Raw genomic sequence first — 19785 nt, forward strand, 5'->3', positions numbered from 1 at the left:
AAAAAAAGCCGTGAAAAGCCAACGACCTGTAAACCTAGACCTAAGGACCATCAAACTCCCCATCACCGGCGTTACGTCGTTTCTTCACCGTGTTTCCGGCATCATCCTCTTCCTGGGCCTTGGCTTCATGCTGTATGCATTGGGCAAGTCTCTGGGTTCCGAGGAAGGTTTTGCCGAGGTGAAGGCATGCTTGACCAGTCCGCTGGCCAAGTTCGTAGCATGGGGCCTCCTGTCCGCTCTTCTGTATCACCTGGTAGCCGGTGTGCGCCACTTGATCATGGACATGGGCATCGGCGAGACGCTTGAAGGCGGCCGCCTGGGCTCGAAAATTATCATCGCCGTTTCCGTGGTGTTGATCGTTCTGGCAGGAGTTTGGATATGGTAACCAGCGTTACGAACCTTTCGCGTTCGGGCCTCTATGACTGGATGGCGCAACGTGTGTCTGCGGTTGTTCTCGCGGCTTATTTCATCTTCCTGATCGGATACCTCGCGGCGAATCCAGGCATTGGCTACGACCAATGGCATGCCCTGTTCGCCCACAACGGGATGCGTATCTTCAGTCTGCTGGCCCTTGTGGCCCTGGGCGCTCACGCCTGGGTCGGCATGTGGACCATCGCGACCGACTACCTGACGCCGATGGCGCTGGGCAAGTCCGCGACTGCAGTACGTTTCCTTTTCCAGGCAGTATGCGGCGTTGCGATGTTCGCTTACTTCGTCTGGGGTGTGCAGATTCTCTGGGGTATCTGATTCATGGCTAACATTCCAACGATTTCTTTCGACGCCATCATCATTGGTGGTGGCGGTGCCGGCATGCGCGCTGCGCTGCAACTGGCACAGGGCGGTCACAAGACTGCCGTGATCACCAAGGTTTTCCCGACCCGTTCGCACACCGTGTCGGCCCAGGGCGGCATCACTTGCGCCATTGCGTCTGCCGATCCGAACGATGACTGGCGCTGGCACATGTACGATACCGTCAAGGGTTCCGACTATATCGGTGACCAGGACGCTATCGAATACATGTGTCAGGAAGGTCCTGCCGCCGTATACGAGCTGGACCACATGGGTATGCCGTTCTCGCGTACCGAACAAGGTCGTATCTATCAGCGTCCGTTCGGTGGTCAGTCCAAGGACTACGGTAAAGGTGGCCAGGCCGCCCGTACCTGCGCCGCTTCCGACCGTACCGGTCACGCGCTGCTGCACACCCTTTATCAGGGCAACCTGAAAGCTGGCACCACGTTCCTGAACGAGTACTACGCTGTTGATCTGGTGAAAAACCAGGAAGGCGCATTCGTCGGCGTGATTGCCATCTGCATCGAAACCGGTGAAACCACCTACATCCGTGCCAAGGCCACCGTATTGGCCACCGGCGGTGCAGGTCGTATCTACGCTTCGACCACCAACGCCCTGATCAACACCGGTGACGGCGTTGGCATGGCGCTGCGTGCCGGCGTACCGGTACAAGACATCGAAATGTGGCAGTTCCACCCGACCGGCATCGCCGGCGCCGGTGTACTGGTCACTGAAGGTTGCCGTGGTGAGGGTGGTTACCTGATCAACAAGCACGGCGAGCGTTTCATGGAGCGTTATGCTCCGAACGCCAAAGACCTTGCCGGTCGCGACGTTGTTGCCCGTTCGATGGTTAAAGAAATCATCGCCGGCAACGGTTGCGGTCCGAATGGCGACCACGTAATGCTCAAACTCGACCACCTGGGCGAGGAAGTGCTGCACAGCCGTCTGCCAGGCATCTGCGAACTGTCCAAGACTTTCGCACACGTTGACCCTGTTGTTGCTCCGGTTCCGGTTGTTCCGACCTGCCACTATATGATGGGCGGCGTTCCGACCAACATCCACGGTCAGGCAATCACCCAGAACGACGAAGGCGTCGACGAAATCATCCCTGGCCTGTTCGCAGTGGGTGAAGTGGCGTGCGTATCGGTTCACGGCGCCAACCGTCTGGGCGGCAACTCGCTGCTCGACCTGGTGGTATTCGGCCGCGCTGCCGGCCTGCACCTGGAAAAAGCGCTGACCGACGGTATCGAATACGATGACGCCACCGACGCCGACATCAACGCGGCCCTGGCACGTCTGTCCGCTCTGAACGAGCGTACCGAAGGTGAAGACGTCGCAACCCTGCGTCGCGAACTGCAAAACTGCATGCAGAACTACTTCGGTGTGTTCCGTACCGGCGAATACATGCAGAAGGGTATTGCTCAGCTGGCTGATCTGCGTGGCCGTATCGCCAACGTCAAGATCAACGACAAGAGCCAGGCGTTCAACACTGCGCGTATCGAAGCGCTGGAACTGCAGAACCTGCTGGAAGTGGCCGAAGCCACTGCCATCGCTGCAGAAGTGCGTAAAGAGTCCCGCGGTGCTCACGCCCGTGAAGACTTCGAAGACCGTGACGACGAAAACTGGCTGTGCCACACCCTGTACTTCCCGGGTGACAAGCGCGTTGCCAAGCGTGCTGTGAACTTCTCGCCGAAGACTGTTCCGACTTTTGAACCTAAGATTCGGACTTATTAAGGGTGGCCGCCATGTTGCAAGTCAGTGTTTATCGTTACAACCCTGATCAGGACGCTGCGCCGTTCATGCAGGAATTCCAGGTTGATACCGGTGGTAAAGACCTGATGGTGCTGGACGTGCTGGCCCTGATCAAAGAGCAGGACGAAGGTTTCTCCTATCGTCGCTCTTGCCGTGAAGGTGTTTGCGGTTCCGACGGCATGAACATCAACGGCAAGAACGGTCTGGCGTGCATCACGCCGCTGTCTGCCGTCGTAAAACGTAACAAGTTGATCGTTCGTCCGCTGCCAGGTTTGCCGGTTATCCGTGACCTGGTCGTCGATATGAGCATCTTCTACAAGCAATACGAAAAGGTTAAGCCATACCTGCAGAACGACACGCCGGCTCCGGCCATCGAGCGTCTGCAGTCCCCTGAAGAGCGTGAAAAGCTCGACGGTCTGTACGAGTGCATCCTGTGCGCTTGCTGCTCGACTTCGTGCCCGTCCTTCTGGTGGAACCCGGACAAGTTCCTGGGTCCGGCTGCTCTGCTGCAAGCCTATCGCTTCCTGGCAGACAGCCGCGACAACAAGACATCCGAGCGTCTGGCTTCGCTGGATGACCCGTTCAGCGTATTCCGCTGCCGGGGCATCATGAACTGCGTCAACGTTTGTCCGAAAGGCCTGAACCCGACTAAGGCCATCGGTCACATTCGTAACATGCTGCTGCAAAGCGGCGTGTGATTCAGCTGCTGTACCCGTAGGACCGCTGTACCCGTAGATGCTACGGCGCAGGCTTCAACCGGCGCCGTAGTTTTAACCTGGGCAGCAGCTTATAAGGCTGCGGCTCTTATTTTGAAGAAATGAGACAAGCAGGGGCATCCGGGCTGGTACCCGGACTATCAGCGTGATCCTAAGTGGCTTGTTTTAGTCGCTGCATTCGGACTTCTGCAAGTTTTCTCGGTGTCGACGCCGGTGGTGTTCCCCTAACCGAGGGTGACCAAGCATGCAAGAAAGCGTGATGCAGCGCATGTGGAACAGCGCCTACCTATCCGGTAGTAACGCTGCCTATGTGGAAGAGCTCTACGAGCTCTACCTGCACGACCCTAACGCTGTGCCAGAAGAGTGGCGCACCTACTTCCAGAAGTTGCCTGCTGATGGCAACACTGCCACCGATGTTTCGCACTCCACAATTCGCGATCATTTCGTCTTGCTGGCAAAGAACCAGCGCCGCGCCCAACCGGTTTCCGCCGGTAGCGTGAGCAGTGAGCACGAGAAGAAGCAAGTTGAAGTGCTGCGATTGATCCAGGCCTACCGTATGCGTGGCCACCAGGCAGCCCAGCTTGACCCGCTGGGGCTGTGGCAGCGTCCTGCACCTGCAGACCTGTCAATCAATCATTACGGCTTGACCAATGCCGATCTTGATACGACCTTCCGTGCCGGCGACCTGTTCATCGGCAAAGAGGAGGCGAGCCTACGCGAAATTCACGAAGCGTTGCAGCAGACATATTGCCGCACCATCGGCGCTGAATTTACGCATATCACCGATTCCGAACAGCGCCAGTGGTTCCAGCAGCGTCTGGAAAGCGTGCGCGGCCGTCCGACGTATTCCGTCGACATCAAGAGCCACCTGCTTGAGCGCGTCACCGCCGGCGAAGGCCTGGAAAAATACCTCGGGACCAAATACCCGGGTACCAAGCGTTTCGGCCTGGAAGGCGGCGAGAGCCTGATTCCGATGCTCGACGAGCTGATCCAGCGTTCCGGCTCCTACGGCACCAAGGAAATCGTGATCGGCATGGCCCACCGTGGTCGTCTGAACGTGCTGGTCAACACCTTCGGCAAGAACCCGCGCGAGCTGTTCGACGAGTTCGAAGGCAAGAAAAAGGTCGAGCTGGGTTCCGGTGACGTTAAGTATCACCAGGGCTTCTCGTCCAACGTGATGACCACCGGCGGTGAAGTTCACCTGGCCATGGCGTTCAACCCTTCTCACCTGGAAATCGTTTCCCCGGTGGTCGAGGGTTCGGTTCGCGCCCGTCAGGATCGTCGTAACGACCCTACCGGTGAGAAGGTTCTGCCGATCTCCATCCACGGTGACGCGGCATTCGCCGGTCAAGGTGTGGTCATGGAAACCTTCCAGATGTCGCAGACCCGCGGTTTCAAGACCGGCGGTACCGTGCACATCGTGATCAACAACCAGGTCGGTTTCACCATCAGCAACCCGCTGGACTCGCGCTCCACCGAGTACGCGACCGACGTTGCGAAGATGATCCAGGCGCCGATCCTCCATGTGAATGGTGATGATCCGGAAGCCGTGTTGTTCGTGACCCAGCTGGCCATCGACTACCGCATGCAGTTCAAGCGTGACGTGGTGATCGACCTGGTCTGCTACCGTCGTCGCGGTCACAACGAGGCCGACGAGCCTAGCGGCACCCAGCCAATCATGTATCAGCAGATCACCAAACAGCGCACCACCCGTGAGCTGTATGCCGATCGTCTGACCCAGGGCGGTGTGCTGGACGCAGAGCGTGTTCAGGCGAAAGTCGACGAATACCGCAATGCGCTGGACAACGGTCTGCATGTGGTAAAAAGCCTGGTCAAAGAGCCGAACAAAGAGTTGTTCGTGGACTGGCGTCCGTATCTGGGCCACGCCTGGACCGCGCGTCACGACACTCGCTTCGATCTGAAAACCTTGCAGGAACTGTCCGCCAAGCTGCTGGAAATTCCGGAAGGCTTCGTGGTTCAGCGCCAGGTCTCGAAAATCTACGAAGACCGTCAGAAAATGCAAGCCGGCGGCCTGCCGATCAACTGGGGTTACGCCGAAACCATGGCGTACGCGACCCTGGCGTTCGAAGGTCACCCGATTCGCATGACGGGTCAGGACATCGGTCGCGGTACGTTCTCGCACCGTCACGCTGTCTTGCACAACCAGAAAGACGCGGGTACCTACATCCCGCTGCAAAACCTGTACAAGGGCCAGCCACGTTTCGACCTGTACGATTCGTTCCTGTCCGAAGAAGCCGTGCTGGCGTTCGAATACGGTTACTCGACCACTACGCCTGAGGCGCTGGTGATCTGGGAAGCCCAGTTCGGCGACTTCGCCAACGGTGCCCAAGTGGTTATCGACCAGTTCATAACCAGTGGCGAGCACAAGTGGGGCCGTCTCTGCGGTCTGACCATGCTGCTGCCGCACGGTTATGAAGGTCAGGGTCCGGAGCACTCTTCGGCTCGTCTGGAGCGTTACCTGCAGCTGTGCGCCGAGCACAACATTCAGGTAGCCGTGCCGACTACGCCGGCTCAGATCTACCACTTGCTGCGTCGTCAGGTGATTCGCCCGCTACGCAAGCCGTTGATCGTCCTGACTCCAAAGTCGCTGCTGCGCCACAAACTGGCCATCTCGACCCTGGAAGATCTGGCCGAAGGTTCGTTCCAGACCGTTATCCCGGAAATCGATGCCCTGGACCCGAAAAAGGTCGAGCGCGTTGTTCTGTGTAGCGGCAAGGTCTACTACGACCTGCTGGAAAAACGCCGTGCCGAAGGTCGTGATGACATCGCCATCGTGCGTATCGAGCAGCTGTACCCATTCCCTGAGGACGACTTGAACGAAGTCCTGGCTCCGTACACCAACCTCAAACATATCGTTTGGTGTCAGGAAGAGCCGATGAACCAGGGTGCCTGGTACTGCAGCCAACACCACATGCGCCGCATCGTTGGCAATCACGACAAGTCTCTCGTACTCGAGTACGCGGGCCGTGATGCTTCTGCTGCACCTGCTTGTGGTTATGCATCGATGCACGCTGAGCAGCAGGAACAACTGCTGCAAGACGCCTTTACTGTTTAACGCCTTCGCGCACCTGAAACCGAATTTAAGGACCCACAGATAATGGCTATCGAAATCAAAGCCCCCACTTTCCCGGAATCGGTTGCCGATGGCACCGTTGCCACCTGGCACAAAAAACCGGGCGACGCCGTCAAGCGCGACGAACTGATCGTCGACATCGAAACTGACAAAGTCGTACTGGAAGTGTTGGCCACCGCTGATGGCGTGCTGGGCGCTATCGTCAAGAACGAAGGCGACACCGTTCTGTCCGACGAAGTTCTGGGCTCCATCGGTGAGGGCAGTGCTGCTGCCGCTCCAGCCGCCGCTGCACCTGCTGCCGCTGCCGCTGCTCCTGCCGAAGCGGGCGAAGATGATCCTGTTGCTGCACCGGCTGCTCGCAAGCTGGCTGAAGAAAACGGCATCAACATCGCTTCCGTTGCCGGCACTGGCAAAGGCGGTCGTGTGACCAAGGAAGACGTGGTTGCTGCTGTAGCTGCCAAGAAAGCCGCTCCGGCTGCCGCGCCTGCCAAGGCTGCTGCTCCTGCCGCTGCTGCTCCAGTGTTCGCTGCCGGCGATCGCATCGAGAAGCGCGTACCGATGACCCGCGTGCGGGCCACCGTTGCCAAGCGTCTGGTTGAAGCTCAATCGAACATGGCGATGCTGACCACTTTCAACGAAGTCGACATGACCGAAGTCATGGCCCTGCGTTCGAAGTACAAGGACCTGTTCGAGAAGTCCCACAACGGCGTGCGCCTGGGCTTCATGTCGTTCTTCGTGAAAGCGGCCACCGAAGCGCTGAAACGCTTCCCGGCTGTCAACGCGTCGATCGACGGTGCTGACATCGTTTACCACGGCTACGCTGACGTCGGTGTTGCTGTTTCCAGCGACCGCGGCCTGGTTGTACCGGTTCTGCGTAACGCCGAACTGATGAGCCTGGCTGAAATCGAAGGCGGCATCGCCACCTTCGGCAAGAAGGCTCGTGACGGCAAGCTGTCGATGGACGAAATGACCGGTGGTACGTTCACCATCACCAACGGTGGTACTTTCGGTTCGATGATGTCGACCCCGATCGTCAACCCGCCACAAGCGGCCATCCTGGGCATGCACAACATTCTGCAGCGTCCTATGGCGATCAACGGTCAAGTTGTTATCCGTCCGATGATGTACCTGGCTCTGTCCTACGATCACCGTTTGATCGACGGCAAAGAAGCTGTGACCTTCCTGGTTACCATCAAGAACCTGCTGGAAGACCCGGCTCGTTTGCTGCTGGATATCTGATTTCGTTGCATGGGCCGCTCAGCGATGGGCGGCCCTTCTGTAATGACCAGCTTCGTCCCACGACGGTCCCCAAAAGGGGCCGTCCGGTTTGATTCGAGAAGGAATGACACATGACTCAGAAATTCGACGTGGTAGTGATTGGCGCGGGCCCTGGCGGCTACGTGGCTGCCATTAAAGCAGCGCAACTGGGCCTCTCCACTGCCTGCATCGAGAAATACACCGACAAGGAAGGCAAACTGGCCCTCGGCGGTACTTGCCTGAACGTCGGCTGCATTCCATCCAAGGCGCTGCTGGACAGCTCCTGGAAGTTCCACGAAGCCCAAGACGGCTTCGCGATCCACGGTATCAACCACGCTGGCGTGACCATGGACGTGCCAGCAATGGTCGGCCGTAAAGCCAACATCGTCAAAGGCCTGACCTCGGGTGTTGCGACCCTGTTCAAAGCCAACGGTGTGACCTCGATCCAGGGCCACGGCAAACTGCTGGCCGGCAAGAAAGTCGAAGTCACCAAGCCTGACGGTTCGGTAGAAATCATTGAAGCCGAGAACGTGATTCTGGCTCCAGGTTCGCGTCCGATCGACATTCCACCGGCTCCGGTCGACCAGAATGTGATCGTCGATTCGACTGGCGCGCTGGAATTCCAATCGGTTCCAAAACGTCTGGGCGTGATTGGCGCTGGCGTGATCGGTCTGGAACTGGGTTCGGTCTGGTCCCGCCTGGGCGCAGAAGTTACCGTTCTCGAAGCGCTGGACACCTTCCTGATGGCCGCTGACGCTGCCGTTTCCAAGGAAGCGCTGAAAACCCTGACCAAACAAGGTCTGGACATCAAGCTGGGCGCTCGCGTTACCGGTTCCAAAGTGAACGGCAACGAAGTCGTTGTGAACTACACCGATGCCAACGGCGAACAGAACATCACTTTCGACAAGCTGATCGTAGCCGTTGGTCGCCGTCCGGTGACCACTGATCTGCTGGCTGCCGATTGCGGCGTGACCCTGGACGAGCGCGGTTTCGTGCACGTTGACGATCACTGCGCCACCACCGTACCGGGCGTTTACGCCATCGGTGACGTGGTTCGCGGCATGATGCTGGCACACAAGGCCTCGGAAGAAGGCATCATGGTCGTCGAGCGCATCAAGGGCCACAAAGCCCAGATGAACTATGACTTGATCCCGTCAGTTATTTATACTCACCCGGAAATCGCATGGGTCGGCAAAACCGAGCAGACCTTGAAGGCTGAAGGCGTTGAAGTTAACGTTGGCACCTTCCCGTTCGCAGCCAGTGGCCGTGCCATGGCAGCCAACGACACCGGCGGTTTCGTGAAAGTCATTGCCGATGCCAAGACTGACCGCGTATTGGGCGTCCACGTGATTGGCCCGAGCGCTGCAGAACTGGTTCAGCAGGGCGCGATCGGTATGGAATTCGGCACCAGCGCTGAAGACCTGGGCATGATGGTTTTCTCCCATCCGACCCTGTCTGAAGCCTTGCACGAAGCAGCTTTGGCTGTGAATGGCGGCGCCATCCACATCGCCAACCGCAAGAAGCGTTAAGACAATAAGAAACCACGGCGGTACGGCCCGTCGTGAGCCTTGCATGCAAGACTCACCGCGGAATGTCCGCTGGACGCAGTCTTGCGTAGCTCAGCTACGCAAGCAGCAGTCACAGGTGGTGCGGCACTTGAACAAGTGCAGCACCGAATGCGCAGTACCTAACGAAGACGGTAATAAGCATGAATCTTCACGAGTATCAGGGTAAGCAGCTGTTCGCTGAGTACGGCCTGCCAGTTTCCACCGGCTACGCAGTAGACACCCCGGAAGCAGCAGCAGAAGCTTGCGACAAAATCGGCGGCACCGAGTGGGTTGTCAAAGCCCAGGTCCACGCTGGTGGTCGCGGTAAAGCGGGCGGCGTAAAGCTGGTTCGCAGCAAAGAAGACGCCAAGGCATTCGCTCAACAGTGGTTGGGCAAGCGTCTGGTGACTTACCAGACTGATGCCAATGGTCAGCCAGTCACCAAGATCCTGGTTGAATCGTGCACTGATATCGCTAAAGAGCTGTACCTGGGCGCTGTCGTTGACCGTTCGAGCCGTCGCATCGTGTTCATGGCTTCCACCGAAGGTGGCGTGGACATCGAGAAAATCGCTCACGACACCCCTGAGAAAATCCTCAAGGCCACTATCGATCCACTGGTTGGCGCTCAGCCATTCCAGGGTCGCGAGCTGGCATTCCAGCTGGGTCTGGAAGGCAAGCAAGTTGCTCAGTTCGCCAAGATCTTCGTAGGTCTGGCCAAGCTGTTCAAGGATCACGACCTGGCTCTGCTGGAAGTGAACCCGCTGGTGATCAAGGCTGACGGCGATCTGCATTGCCTCGACGCCAAGATCAACATCGACGCCAACGCCATGTACCGTCAGCCTAAGCTGAAGACTTTCCACGATCCGTCGCAAGACGATCCGCGCGAAGCGCACGCTGCCAAGTTCGAACTGAACTACGTAGCACTGGAAGGCAACATCGGTTGCATGGTCAACGGTGCTGGCCTGGCCATGGGTACCATGGACATCGTCAACCTGCATGGCGGCAAACCAGCCAACTTCCTCGACGTGGGCGGCGGTGCTACCAAAGAACGCGTTACCGAAGCGTTCAAGATCATCCTGTCCGACACTAACGTCGCTGCAGTATTGGTCAACATCTTCGGCGGCATCGTTCGTTGCGACATGATTGCCGAAGGCATCATCGGCGCTGTGAAAGAAGTCGGCGTGAAAATCCCGGTTGTTGTTCGCCTTGAAGGCAACAACGCTGAGCTGGGCGCTAAAGTACTGGCAGAAAGCGGTTTGAACATCATCGCTGCTACCAGCCTGACCGACGCTGCTCAACAAGTCGTTAAAGCTGCGGAGGGCAAATAATGAGCGTCCTGATCAATAAAGACACCAAAGTTATCTGCCAGGGTATTACCGGTTCGCAAGGTAGTTTCCACACCCAGCAAGCCATCGAATACGGCACCAAGATGGTGGGTGGCGTAACTCCTGGCAAAGGCGGCACCGAGCACCTGGGTCTGCCAGTGTTCAACACCGTGAAAGACGCTGTAGCTGCCACTGGCGCCACCGCCAGCGTGATCTACGTTCCAGCTCCTTTCTGCAAGGACTCCATCCTGGAAGCAGCATTCGGCGGCATCAAGCTGATCGTTTGCATCACTGAAGGCATTCCTACCCTGGACATGCTGGATGCCAAGGTCAAGTGCGACGAGCTGGGCGTAGTCCTGATCGGTCCTAACTGCCCAGGCGTGATCACTCCAGGCGAATGCAAGATCGGCATCATGCCAGGTCACATTCACTTGCCAGGCAAGGTCGGTATCGTTTCCCGTTCCGGCACCCTGACCTACGAAGCTGTGAAGCAGACTACTGACGCTGGTTTCGGTCAGTCGACTTGCGTCGGCATCGGTGGTGACCCGATCCCAGGTTCGAACTTCATCGACATCCTGAAGCTGTTCCAGGAAGACCCGAAGACCGAAGCGATCGTGATGATCGGTGAGATCGGCGGTTCGGCTGAAGAAGAAGCGGCTGCCTACATCAAGGCAAACGTGACCAAGCCGGTTGTTTCCTACATCGCTGGTGTGACTGCCCCTGCAGGCAAGCGCATGGGCCATGCTGGCGCAATCATCTCTGGCGGCAAAGGCACTGCAGACGAGAAGTTTGCTGCCCTGGAAGACGCAGGCGTTAAAACCGTGCGTTCGCTGGCAGACATCGGCAAGGCTTTGTCCGAGCTGACCGGTTGGGCGATCAAGTAAGCCTCGCGCTTAACTGACGCTTCACCAAACAAAGGCCACCTTCGGGTGGCCTTTGTCGTTTCCGGGATTTGCGTCGATCATGCGGACGTCATCGCGGGCAAGCCCGCTCCCACAGATTTACGTCGTTCACAATACGGCGAACGACTCGATACCTGTAGGAGCGAGGCTTGCCCGCGAAGGCTTACTTGCAGACGCTCACCATTTACATGCAAAAACGCGACATTGAAGTGTCGTGTATCAGATAGTTCGCCCCGTAACAGTGCGTTTGTCGTGCAAATTCGTTAGGCTAGCAGCCATTTTTGCGTCCGCGGCCCACAAGGCAGCGACGCGCTAAACGGGTTAGTCCTATACGGGCCGACAGCATTTCCCTCACCCATAAGGGAAATCCCTCTCTAAATTCCGATTCAGTAGTGTGGTATTTCCTTAATGAAAGTGTTGAAAGGCCAGGACATCCTGGCACTGGGTTTTATGACGTTTGCCCTGTTCGTCGGGGCTGGCAACATCATCTTCCCGCCTATCGTCGGTTTGCAGTCCGGGCCTAATGTCTGGATGGCGGCGCTGGGTTTTCTGATCACCGCGGTCGGTCTGCCGGTGATCACCGTTGTCGCCCTGGCCAAGGTTGGTGGCGCAATGGATGCCTTGAGCAGCCCGATCGGTAAAGTCGCCGGTGGCCTGCTGGCAGCCGCGTGCTACCTCGCGGTCGGCCCGTTGTTCGCGACGCCGCGCACCGCGACCGTGTCGTTCGAAGTGGGCCTGGCGCCGCTGACTGGCGAGAGCCCGCTGGCGTTGTTTCTTTATAGCTCGGTGTACTTCCTGCTGGTGTTCTTCATCTCGCTCTATCCGGGCCGTCTGCTGGACACCGTAGGGCGTTTCCTCGCACCGCTGAAGATTATCGCCCTGGCCGCTCTCGGCATCGCAGCGTTCGCGTTGCCGGCCGGTGATATCGGCATGGCCACGCCTGAATATGTGGCGGCACCGTTCTCCCAGGGCTTCATCAATGGTTACCTGACCATGGATACCCTGGGGGCATTGGTATTTGGCATTGTCATTGTCAACGCCATTCGTTCCCGGGGCGTGGAGTCGCCGGCGTTGATCACCCGTTACGCGATCATCGCCGGGCTGATTGCCGGCGTGGGTCTGGCGCTGGTTTACGTCAGCCTGTTCCGTCTCGGTTCGGGCAGCCATGAAGTGGCCGCTGGTGCTACCAACGGCGCGGCGGTATTGCACGCGTACGTTCAGCACACGTTTGGTTCGTTGGGCAGCGGTTTCCTCGCGGTGCTGATCTCCCTGGCCTGCCTGGTAACAGCGGTCGGTCTGACGTGTGCCTGTGCCGAATACTTCAGCCGTGTACTGCCACTGTCCTACAAGACACTGGTGATCATCCTGGCTGCGTTCTCCCTGTTGGTGTCCAACCTGGGCCTCACCAAGCTGATTGCGTTCTCGATCCCGGTGCTGACCGCCATCTACCCGCCATGCATCGCCCTGGTCGCCCTGAGCTTCTGCAAGGACTTCTGGCATGAGCAAGGCCGCATCGTCGGTCCGGTGATGCTGGTGTCGTTCATCTTCGGCCTGATCGACGCCCTCAAGGGTGCCGGTCTGGCCGACTGGATGCCGACTCAACTGGCTCACCTGCCGCTGAGCGAGCAGGGGCTGGCGTGGCTGGTGCCGTCGGTCATGACCCTGCTGGTTGCGGTGGTCTGCGATCGTCTGCTGGGCAAGCGCGAAGAAGCGCTGGCTTAAGCTGCTTCATGGCCCGCCACAAGCGGGCCTCGAGCTGCTTCCTGGCAAAAATGGAAATGCCCCGTATCAATCGATACGGGGCATTTTTTATGCGTGTGATGCAGTGTCTTTTTCCTTGCGCTAACGTCGAAGCAGTGCCAAGACCTAATGTGGGAGCGAGCCTGCTCGCGATAGCGGTAGATCAGTCAACATATGTGTTGAATGTAAATCCGTCATCGCGAGCAGGCTCGCTCCCACAGGAATTATGTACTCCGCATCTACATCACAAGGACCTGCATGTCGTTCATCCACACCAACATCATCCACATCCTCGCCGCGCTCTGGTTTGTCGTCTGCTGGGGTGGCTATACCCGTTACGCGACATGGAAGGGCCGCGACACCGCGTGCCTGGCCAGTGTGTTGCACCTGTATCGCGAAGACTGGATGCGCCGCATGCTGTTGCGCGACAACCGCATTGCCGATGCCAGCGTGATCGGTAACCTGGAGCGCAATGCCTCGTTCTTCGCCTCCAGTACGCTGATTATCCTGGCCGGTATTCTCACGGTATTGGGTGCGTCCGACAGAGCCGTGTCGTTGCTGGCGGATATCCCGATGGTGCAACAGGCTTCCCAGGGGATGTCGGAGATCAAGTTGTTGTGCCTGGCGCTGGTGTTTGTCTATGCGTTCTTTACCTTTAGCTGGTGCATGCGTCAGTACAACTTTGCGGCGATTCTCGTGGGCTCGGCGCCGATGATCGGCGAGCGCCATGTGTCCGAGCAAGAGCGTAAAGCCTTCGCTTCTCGAGCCGCCCGTGTCATCTCCATGGCGGCCAACCAGTTCAACTTCGGGCTGCGTTCCTATTACTTTGGCATGACCATGCTGGCGTGGTTCGTCAGCCCCTGGTTGTTCATGTTGATGAGTGCTGGCGTCGTGCTGGTGTTGTATCGCCGCGAGTTTCACTCCGACGTTCTTGATGTGATGGTCTATACCCCTACGGAGGCGCCATTGCCTGAAGCAAACAAGGAGGCTGCTTGATGAGTATTCCGTTCTGGTGTGTGTTTATCAGCGCATTGTTGATTTTCGTGGCAAAGATCCCGGTGGCCAAAGCCATGAACGAGCAGGGTGGTTACAACAATCACCTGCCGCGCCAACAGCAGGCGCAACTTACAGGCTTCGGTGCCCGTGCATTGGCGGCCCATCAGAACAGTTTCGAGGCGTTCTTGTTGTTTGCGGTAGGGGTGTTGATGGCGCATACCACGCAGACGGCGGGATGGCTGATCGATGCGCTGGCAATCATCTTTGTGATCACGCGTATCCTATATCTGTTGTGCTATTGGGCGGACTTGGCCTGGCAGCGCAGCCTGGCGTGGTTCGGCGGCTTAGTGTGTTCGTTGTTGTTGATGATTAGTCCGACTTTTAGGACGATTTTGATCTAATACTGCATTGCAAACAAAAGCCGCAGACAAAAGAAAACCCGCACTTGGCGGGTTTTCTTTTATCACTAAAAACGCTGTTAGTTTTTAGGCGCTTCTGGAGCGGCTTCTTTTACCGCTGCTGCGTTCGATTCGGCCTGAGCTTTGGCAGCTTCGGCGTTTTCTTTTGCTGCCTCGTTCACTTTATCCTGAGCTTCGCTCATTTTTTCCTGAGCTTGCTCGGCATGTTTGGTGGCATCTTGAGCTTTGTCCTCGGATTTTTTATCGCAGGCAGCGAGACCGAGGGAAGCGGTCAACATCAAGGCAATAGCTAAAGTCTTACGCATGGGGTGTTTCTCCTGATGGAAAGTATCTACTGGCCTTTCGAGCACAGCCGACAGCTTTAAGTTCCTCAATTCGTTCAGATATATAAGTTTGTTTTGCTGCGGAACTTTTACCCACTAGCCTGCTACTTTGCCCGGACACTAAGAAGAGTTTTATCAAATGGCCGAAAACCCCGTTTTTGAGCGTGCGACGCGATTTCTGTCGGTATTGCGCCATTGTCAGGTACTCGGCATGCGAGTTCACAGCGCCAGCAGCGAAGGGCTGACGGTGATTCTGCCGTACAGCCCGCAGATCGTCGGCAACCCGCAAACCGGGGTGATTCATGGCGGTGCGCTGACCTCGTTGATGGACACCGCCTGCGGCATGGCCACCCTTTGCGTGCTGCCCGAGTTTGAAGTCTGTCCGACGCTCGACTTGCGCATCGACTACATGCACGCCGCCGAGCCGCACAAGGACGTTTACGGCTTCGCCCAATGCTATCGAGTGACCACCGACGTCATTTTTGCGCGCGGTTTTGCCTATCAGGACGACCCCGAACAGCCCATCGCCCATGTGGTGGGCACCTTCATGCGTATGGGCAAGGGCATCAAAGGCACCAAGGGTTTTGCCGGTGCCATAGCTGGAGGTGCGAAATGACCGACTCGTTCAAGGAGCAACTTCAACAGGCCCATGCGCAGGGGGACTACGCCTCTCTGCTGCACCTGATTCCCTACGCCAGACTGATCGGCGTCGAATGTTCGCGTGTCGGGGATGAGCTGCTGTTTCGCCTGCCGGCCAACAAGGACAACATCGGTAATCCTTTATTGCCGGCGATTCATGGCGGGGTGATTGCCGGGTTCATGGAGCTGTCGGCGGCACTGCACCTGCTGATCTTCACCGGCTCTCCCGGCGTGCCGAAGATTATCGACTTTTCCCTCGACTACCTGCGCGCGGGGCAGTTTCGCGATACCTGGGCCAGATGCCAGGTGTGCCGTCAGGGGCGTCGGGTGGCAAACGTGGCGATTACCGCCTGGCAAAGCACTGAAGCCGAGCCCATTGCCACGGCCCGCGCTCATTTCAAAATTGAAGAGCCCTTGAAATCCTGATCTCAGCCCCCAACTCTGATGACAACCCGCCGCCGACCCTCAAGGTCGCGGCTTATGCCATCTGATTGGAGTTTGATGACCATGAGTGTGGAAACTCAAAAGGAAACCCTGGGCTTCCAGACCGAGGTGAAGCAACTGCTGCACCTCATGATCCATTCGCTGTATTCCAACAAGGAAATTTTCCTTCGCGAATTGATCTCGAACGCCTCTGACGCTGTCGACAAATTACGTTTTGAAGCGCTGGCCAAGCCTGAATTGCTGGAAGGCGGCGCTGAACTGAAAATCCGTGTGAGCTTCGACAAAGACGCTAAAACCGTCACCCTCGAAGACAACGGCATCGGCATGAGCCGTGAAGACGCGGTCACCCATCTGGGTACCATCGCCAAATCCGGCACTGCCGATTTCATGAAACACCTGTCTGGCGATCAGAAAAAAGACTCGCACCTGATTGGTCAATTCGGTGTCGGTTTCTACTCGGCCTTCATCGTCGCCGATAAAGTCGACGTATTCAGCCGCCGTGCCGGCCTCGCTGCCAGCGAAGGCGTGCACTGGTCGTCCAAGGGCGAAGGCGAATTCGAAATCGCCACCGTCGAGAAAGCCGACCGTGGTACCCGCATCGTCCTGCACCTGAAGTCCGCTGAAGACGAATTCGCCGATGGCTGGCGTCTGCGCAACATCATCAAGAAGTACTCCGACCACATCGCTTTGCCGATCGAGCTACCAAAAGAAGTGGCAGCCGTTGAAGGCGAAGACAAGCCTGCCGTTGAATGGGAAACCGTCAACCGCGCCAGCGCCCTGTGGACTCGTCCTCGCACTGAAGTGAAAGACGAGGAATACCAGGAGTTCTACAAACACGTCGCTCACGATTTCGAAAACCCGCTGAGCTGGAGCCACAACAAGGTCGAAGGCAAGCTCGAGTACACCTCGCTGCTTTATGTACCGACCCGTGCTCCGTTCGACCTGTACCAGCGTGAAGCGCCGAAAGGCCTGAAGCTGTACGTGCAGCGTGTGTTCGTCATGGATCAGGCCGAGTCGTTCCTGCCGCTGTACCTGCGCTTCATCAAAGGCGTGGTCGACTCCAACGACCTGTCGCTGAACGTTTCGCGGGAAATCCTGCAGAAAGACCCGATCATCGATTCCATGAAGTCGGCGCTGACCAAGCGCGTTCTGGACATGCTGGAAAAACTGGCGAAGAACGAGCCTGAGCAATACAAAGGCTTCTGGAAGAACTTCGGCCAGGTCATGAAAGAAGGCCCGGCAGAAGACTTCGCCAACAAGGAAAAAATTGCTGGCCTGCTGCGTTTCGCGTCCACTCAGGGCGACGACGGCGAGCAAGTTGTGGGTCTGGCCGACTACCTGGCTCGCGCCAAGGAAGGTCAGGACAAGATCTACTACCTGACTGGCGAAACCTACGCGCAAGTCAAAAACAGCCCGCACCTGGAAGTCTTCCGCAAGAAAGGCATCGAAGTGCTGCTGCTGACCGATCGCATCGACGAGTGGCTGATGAGCTACCTCAACGACTTCGACGGCAAGAGCTTTGTCGACGTGGCACGCGGTGACCTGGACCTCGGCAATCTGGATTCGGAAGAGGACAAGAAAGCTGCGGAAGAAGTCGCCAAGTCCAAAGAAGGCCTGGTTGAGCGTCTGAAGACTGCACTGGGCGACTCCGTTGCTGAAGTGCGGGTCTCCCATCGTCTGACCGATTCCCCGGCGATTCTGGCCATCGGCGAGCAGGACCTGGGCCTGCAAATGCGTCAGATCCTGGAGGCCAGCGGTCAGAAGGTTCCGGATTCGAAGCCGATCTTCGAATTCAACCCGGCTCACCCGCTGATCGAGAAACTCGACAACGAGCAGAGTGATGAACGCTTTGGCGACCTGTCGCACATTCTGTTTGATCAGGCGGCCCTGGCGGCCGGCGACAGCTTGAAAGACCCGGCCGCTTATGTGCGCCGTCTGAACAAGCTGTTGGTTGAACTGTCGGTTTAACCGCGCTGTATAAAAACCCGCTTCGGCGGGTTTTTTCATTCTGGGGCTTTTTTACTGGGAGTAAGTCATGAGCCAAATCACTGTTCGTTCCGTCGTCTATCAGATCGATGGCCAGTCGTATGAAAGCCGTCTGGCCTTCGATGCCGATCATAAAGGCCCGCGCCCGGGTCTGTTGATGGCGCCGAACTGGATGGGTGTCAGCTTTGGCGCCGAAGAGATCGCCAGGTCGGTGGCCTCCAAGGGCTACGTGGTGTTGATCGCGGACCTCTACGGCCAAGCGGTTCGTCCGCAGAACGGCGATGAGGCGGGCGCGGCGATGATGCCGTTGAAGAATGATCGCGCCTTGCTGCGCAAACGCATGCAGGCTGCCTTCGAACAGCTGCAAGGGCAGGGCGAGGCGGCAGTCGATACCTCGAAACTGGCGACCTTCGGTTTCTGTTTTGGCGGTTGCTGTGCGCTGGAACTGGCGCGTACCGGCGCACCGGTGAAAGCGGCGGTGTCGTTCCACGGCACTTTGGATACGCCGAACGTGAACGATGCGAAAAACATCAAGGGTTCGGTGCTGGTATTGCATGGCGCTGCCGATCCGCTGGTGCCGAAAGAGCAACTGCCGGCGTTCGAAGCTGAAATGAATGCCGCCGGGGTGGATTGGCAATTGCTGAGCTACGGCGGCGCGGTGCATTCATTCACCGATCCCCGTGCCAATGTGCCCGGCACAATGATGTATGACGCGAAAACCGCTGCTCGTGCGTTTGCGTCGATGCATAACTTGCTGGATGAAGTTTTTAGAGGCTGAGCTGTTGCCAGGCGCTGAATGAGTCGGTGCCTGAACGGGCCTCATCGCGGGCAAGCCCGCTCCCACAGGGAATTGTGCCGTATGCAATTTTTGCGAACGACCCGGTCAACTGTGGGAGCGGGCTTGCCCGCGATGACGGATTGACAGGCGATGCAGAAATTACGGTAGTTCGATCCGCTCACTTTCCCCTGGCACTGTCGGCCAATCCCCGGCCGCCCAGCGCCGACGTGCTTCATCGATCAACGCCGGATCACTGGCGACGAAATTCCAGTTGATCCGTCGCGGCCCATCAAGCGGCGCACCGCCAAACAGCACGGCATGACAGTCGCTCTCGGCAAACAGTGTCATCTCTTCCCCGGCCGGCAACACCACCAGCGAGTGCGGTTCCAGCAGCTCGCCATCCAGTTGCACTTCACCGCTCAGCACATACAGTGCCCGTTCTTCATGCTCGGTGGGAATCAGCAATGTGGTCGCCGTTTGCAGGTTCAATTCGGCATACAGCGTAGGAGAAAGCACCGGGACCGGCGATTCGAGGCAAAAGCCTGACCCGGCGATCATCCGTATCTTCACGCCAAGGTTATCGCTGACGGGCAACGTGGCAGCCGGATGGTGGCTGTAGTGTCCTGGGCCGTGTTCACGATCCTTGGGCGAAGCCAGCCAGATCTGTAAGCCGTGCATCGTAAATTCGCTGTCTTTCAATGGTTCGGGTGTGCGTTCGACGTGGGCGATTGCGCTACCCGCCGTCATCCAGCTGACATCGCCGGCATTCACCACCTGATCGGAACCGAGGCTGTCCTTGTGCTGGATTTGCCCTTCGAACAGGTAGGTGAGGGTGGACAGGCCGATGTGTGGATGCTGACGGATGTTCATGCCTTTGCCCGCCGGATAACGGGTTTCGAGCATATGGTCGAAAAACACGAAAGGCCCGACGTTGCGGCATTTGGCTGACGGCAGCGGGCGAAGAATCGGCTGGCCTTCGACATCTTCGGCGCGAGGGCGGATCACGAGTGGCGTGTTCATGGTGCATTCCAGGCTGAGCGGGTGACGCAAGGAGCATAACCCGCTGGCGCAGCCCTTG

General features: G+C 57.8%; 18 protein-coding genes. 16 read left to right on the forward strand and 2 right to left on the reverse strand.

From position 1 onward, the window contains the following. Positions 1-10 precede the first annotated feature (10 nt). The 12 genes from sdhC to AB7M22_RS04755 all read left to right on the forward strand — a co-directional run bounded on the left by sdhC (position 11) and on the right by AB7M22_RS04755 (position 14519). Positions 11-385: a succinate dehydrogenase, cytochrome b556 subunit gene (gene sdhC, locus AB7M22_RS04700; protein ID WP_015096190.1), complete on the forward strand. Its 375-nt coding sequence runs from the start codon at positions 11-13 to the stop codon at positions 383-385. Then, positions 379-747 (forward strand): succinate dehydrogenase, hydrophobic membrane anchor protein, encoded by a 369-nt coding sequence (gene sdhD / locus AB7M22_RS04705; protein WP_007898993.1) that lies wholly within the window; start codon positions 379-381, stop codon positions 745-747. Before sdhC ends, sdhD begins: the two co-directional genes overlap by 7 nt. 3 nt (positions 748-750) lie before the next feature. Continuing rightward, positions 751-2523, forward strand: coding sequence for a succinate dehydrogenase flavoprotein subunit (gene sdhA / locus AB7M22_RS04710; protein WP_008013848.1), 1773 nt, complete (start codon positions 751-753; stop codon positions 2521-2523). 11 nt (positions 2524-2534) lie between these two features. Next, a complete protein-coding gene (locus AB7M22_RS04715; protein WP_007898989.1) occupies positions 2535-3239 on the forward strand; it encodes a succinate dehydrogenase iron-sulfur subunit in 705 nt (234 codons plus the stop codon). Between the two features lie 262 nt (positions 3240-3501). After that, positions 3502-6333: a 2-oxoglutarate dehydrogenase E1 component gene (locus tag AB7M22_RS04720; RefSeq protein ID WP_454185399.1), complete on the forward strand. Its 2832-nt coding sequence runs from the start codon at positions 3502-3504 to the stop codon at positions 6331-6333. Between the two features lie 42 nt (positions 6334-6375). Further along, on the forward strand, positions 6376-7590 hold the full coding sequence (odhB, locus tag AB7M22_RS04725; RefSeq protein WP_008013853.1) for a 2-oxoglutarate dehydrogenase complex dihydrolipoyllysine-residue succinyltransferase: 1215 nt from the start codon (positions 6376-6378) through the stop codon (positions 7588-7590). A gap of 110 nt (positions 7591-7700) precedes the next feature. Then, positions 7701-9137, forward strand: a complete 1437-nt coding sequence (lpdA, locus tag AB7M22_RS04730) for a dihydrolipoyl dehydrogenase (protein WP_008013855.1) — start codon at positions 7701-7703, stop codon at positions 9135-9137. A 179-nt stretch (positions 9138-9316) separates the two neighbouring features. Continuing rightward, positions 9317-10483 (forward strand): ADP-forming succinate--CoA ligase subunit beta, encoded by a 1167-nt coding sequence (sucC, locus tag AB7M22_RS04735; RefSeq protein WP_007898980.1) that lies wholly within the window; start codon positions 9317-9319, stop codon positions 10481-10483. Continuing rightward, entirely contained in the window at positions 10483-11364 is an 882-nt protein-coding gene (gene sucD, locus AB7M22_RS04740; protein WP_007898976.1) for a succinate--CoA ligase subunit alpha, read from the forward strand. The genes sucC and sucD overlap by 1 nt, the downstream gene beginning before the upstream one ends. Positions 11365-11790: 426 nt before the next feature. Beyond that, positions 11791-13104, forward strand: a complete 1314-nt coding sequence (brnQ, locus tag AB7M22_RS04745) for a branched-chain amino acid transport system II carrier protein (protein WP_454185400.1) — start codon at positions 11791-11793, stop codon at positions 13102-13104. 276 nt (positions 13105-13380) lie between these two features. Then, a complete protein-coding gene (locus tag AB7M22_RS04750) occupies positions 13381-14118 on the forward strand; it encodes a DUF599 domain-containing protein (protein ID WP_454185401.1) in 738 nt (245 codons plus the stop codon). Beyond that, positions 14118-14519, forward strand: coding sequence for an MAPEG family protein (locus AB7M22_RS04755; protein WP_454185402.1), 402 nt, complete (start codon positions 14118-14120; stop codon positions 14517-14519). Before AB7M22_RS04750 ends, AB7M22_RS04755 begins: the two co-directional genes overlap by 1 nt. A gap of 77 nt (positions 14520-14596) precedes the next feature. Here the strand turns inward: AB7M22_RS04755 and AB7M22_RS04760 are convergent, their stop codons facing one another. Then, positions 14597-14842, reverse strand: a complete 246-nt coding sequence (locus AB7M22_RS04760; protein WP_007898971.1) for a hypothetical protein — start codon at positions 14840-14842, stop codon at positions 14597-14599. 157 nt (positions 14843-14999) lie between these two features. Here AB7M22_RS04760 and AB7M22_RS04765 point away from each other — a divergent pair, with 157 nt between their 5' ends. The 4 genes from AB7M22_RS04765 to AB7M22_RS04780 all read left to right on the forward strand — a co-directional run bounded on the left by AB7M22_RS04765 (position 15000) and on the right by AB7M22_RS04780 (position 18707). Next, a complete protein-coding gene (locus tag AB7M22_RS04765; protein WP_454185403.1) occupies positions 15000-15476 on the forward strand; it encodes a PaaI family thioesterase in 477 nt (158 codons plus the stop codon). After that, positions 15473-15925: a PaaI family thioesterase gene (locus AB7M22_RS04770; protein ID WP_007898966.1), complete on the forward strand. Its 453-nt coding sequence runs from the start codon at positions 15473-15475 to the stop codon at positions 15923-15925. The genes AB7M22_RS04765 and AB7M22_RS04770 overlap by 4 nt, the downstream gene beginning before the upstream one ends. An 81-nt stretch (positions 15926-16006) precedes the next feature. Further along, complete coding sequence (gene htpG, locus AB7M22_RS04775; RefSeq protein ID WP_454185404.1) at positions 16007-17911, forward strand: molecular chaperone HtpG; 1905 nt, start codon at positions 16007-16009, stop codon at positions 17909-17911. A gap of 67 nt (positions 17912-17978) precedes the next feature. Continuing rightward, positions 17979-18707, forward strand: coding sequence for a dienelactone hydrolase family protein (locus AB7M22_RS04780; protein WP_454185405.1), 729 nt, complete (start codon positions 17979-17981; stop codon positions 18705-18707). A 159-nt stretch (positions 18708-18866) separates the two neighbouring features. Here the strand turns inward: AB7M22_RS04780 and AB7M22_RS04785 are convergent, their stop codons facing one another. Beyond that, positions 18867-19727, reverse strand: coding sequence for a pirin family protein (locus AB7M22_RS04785; RefSeq protein ID WP_454185406.1), 861 nt, complete (start codon positions 19725-19727; stop codon positions 18867-18869). Between the last annotated feature and the right edge of the window lie 58 nt (positions 19728-19785).

It is taken from the genome of Pseudomonas sp. ADAK2 TE3594 (assembly GCF_053628675.1).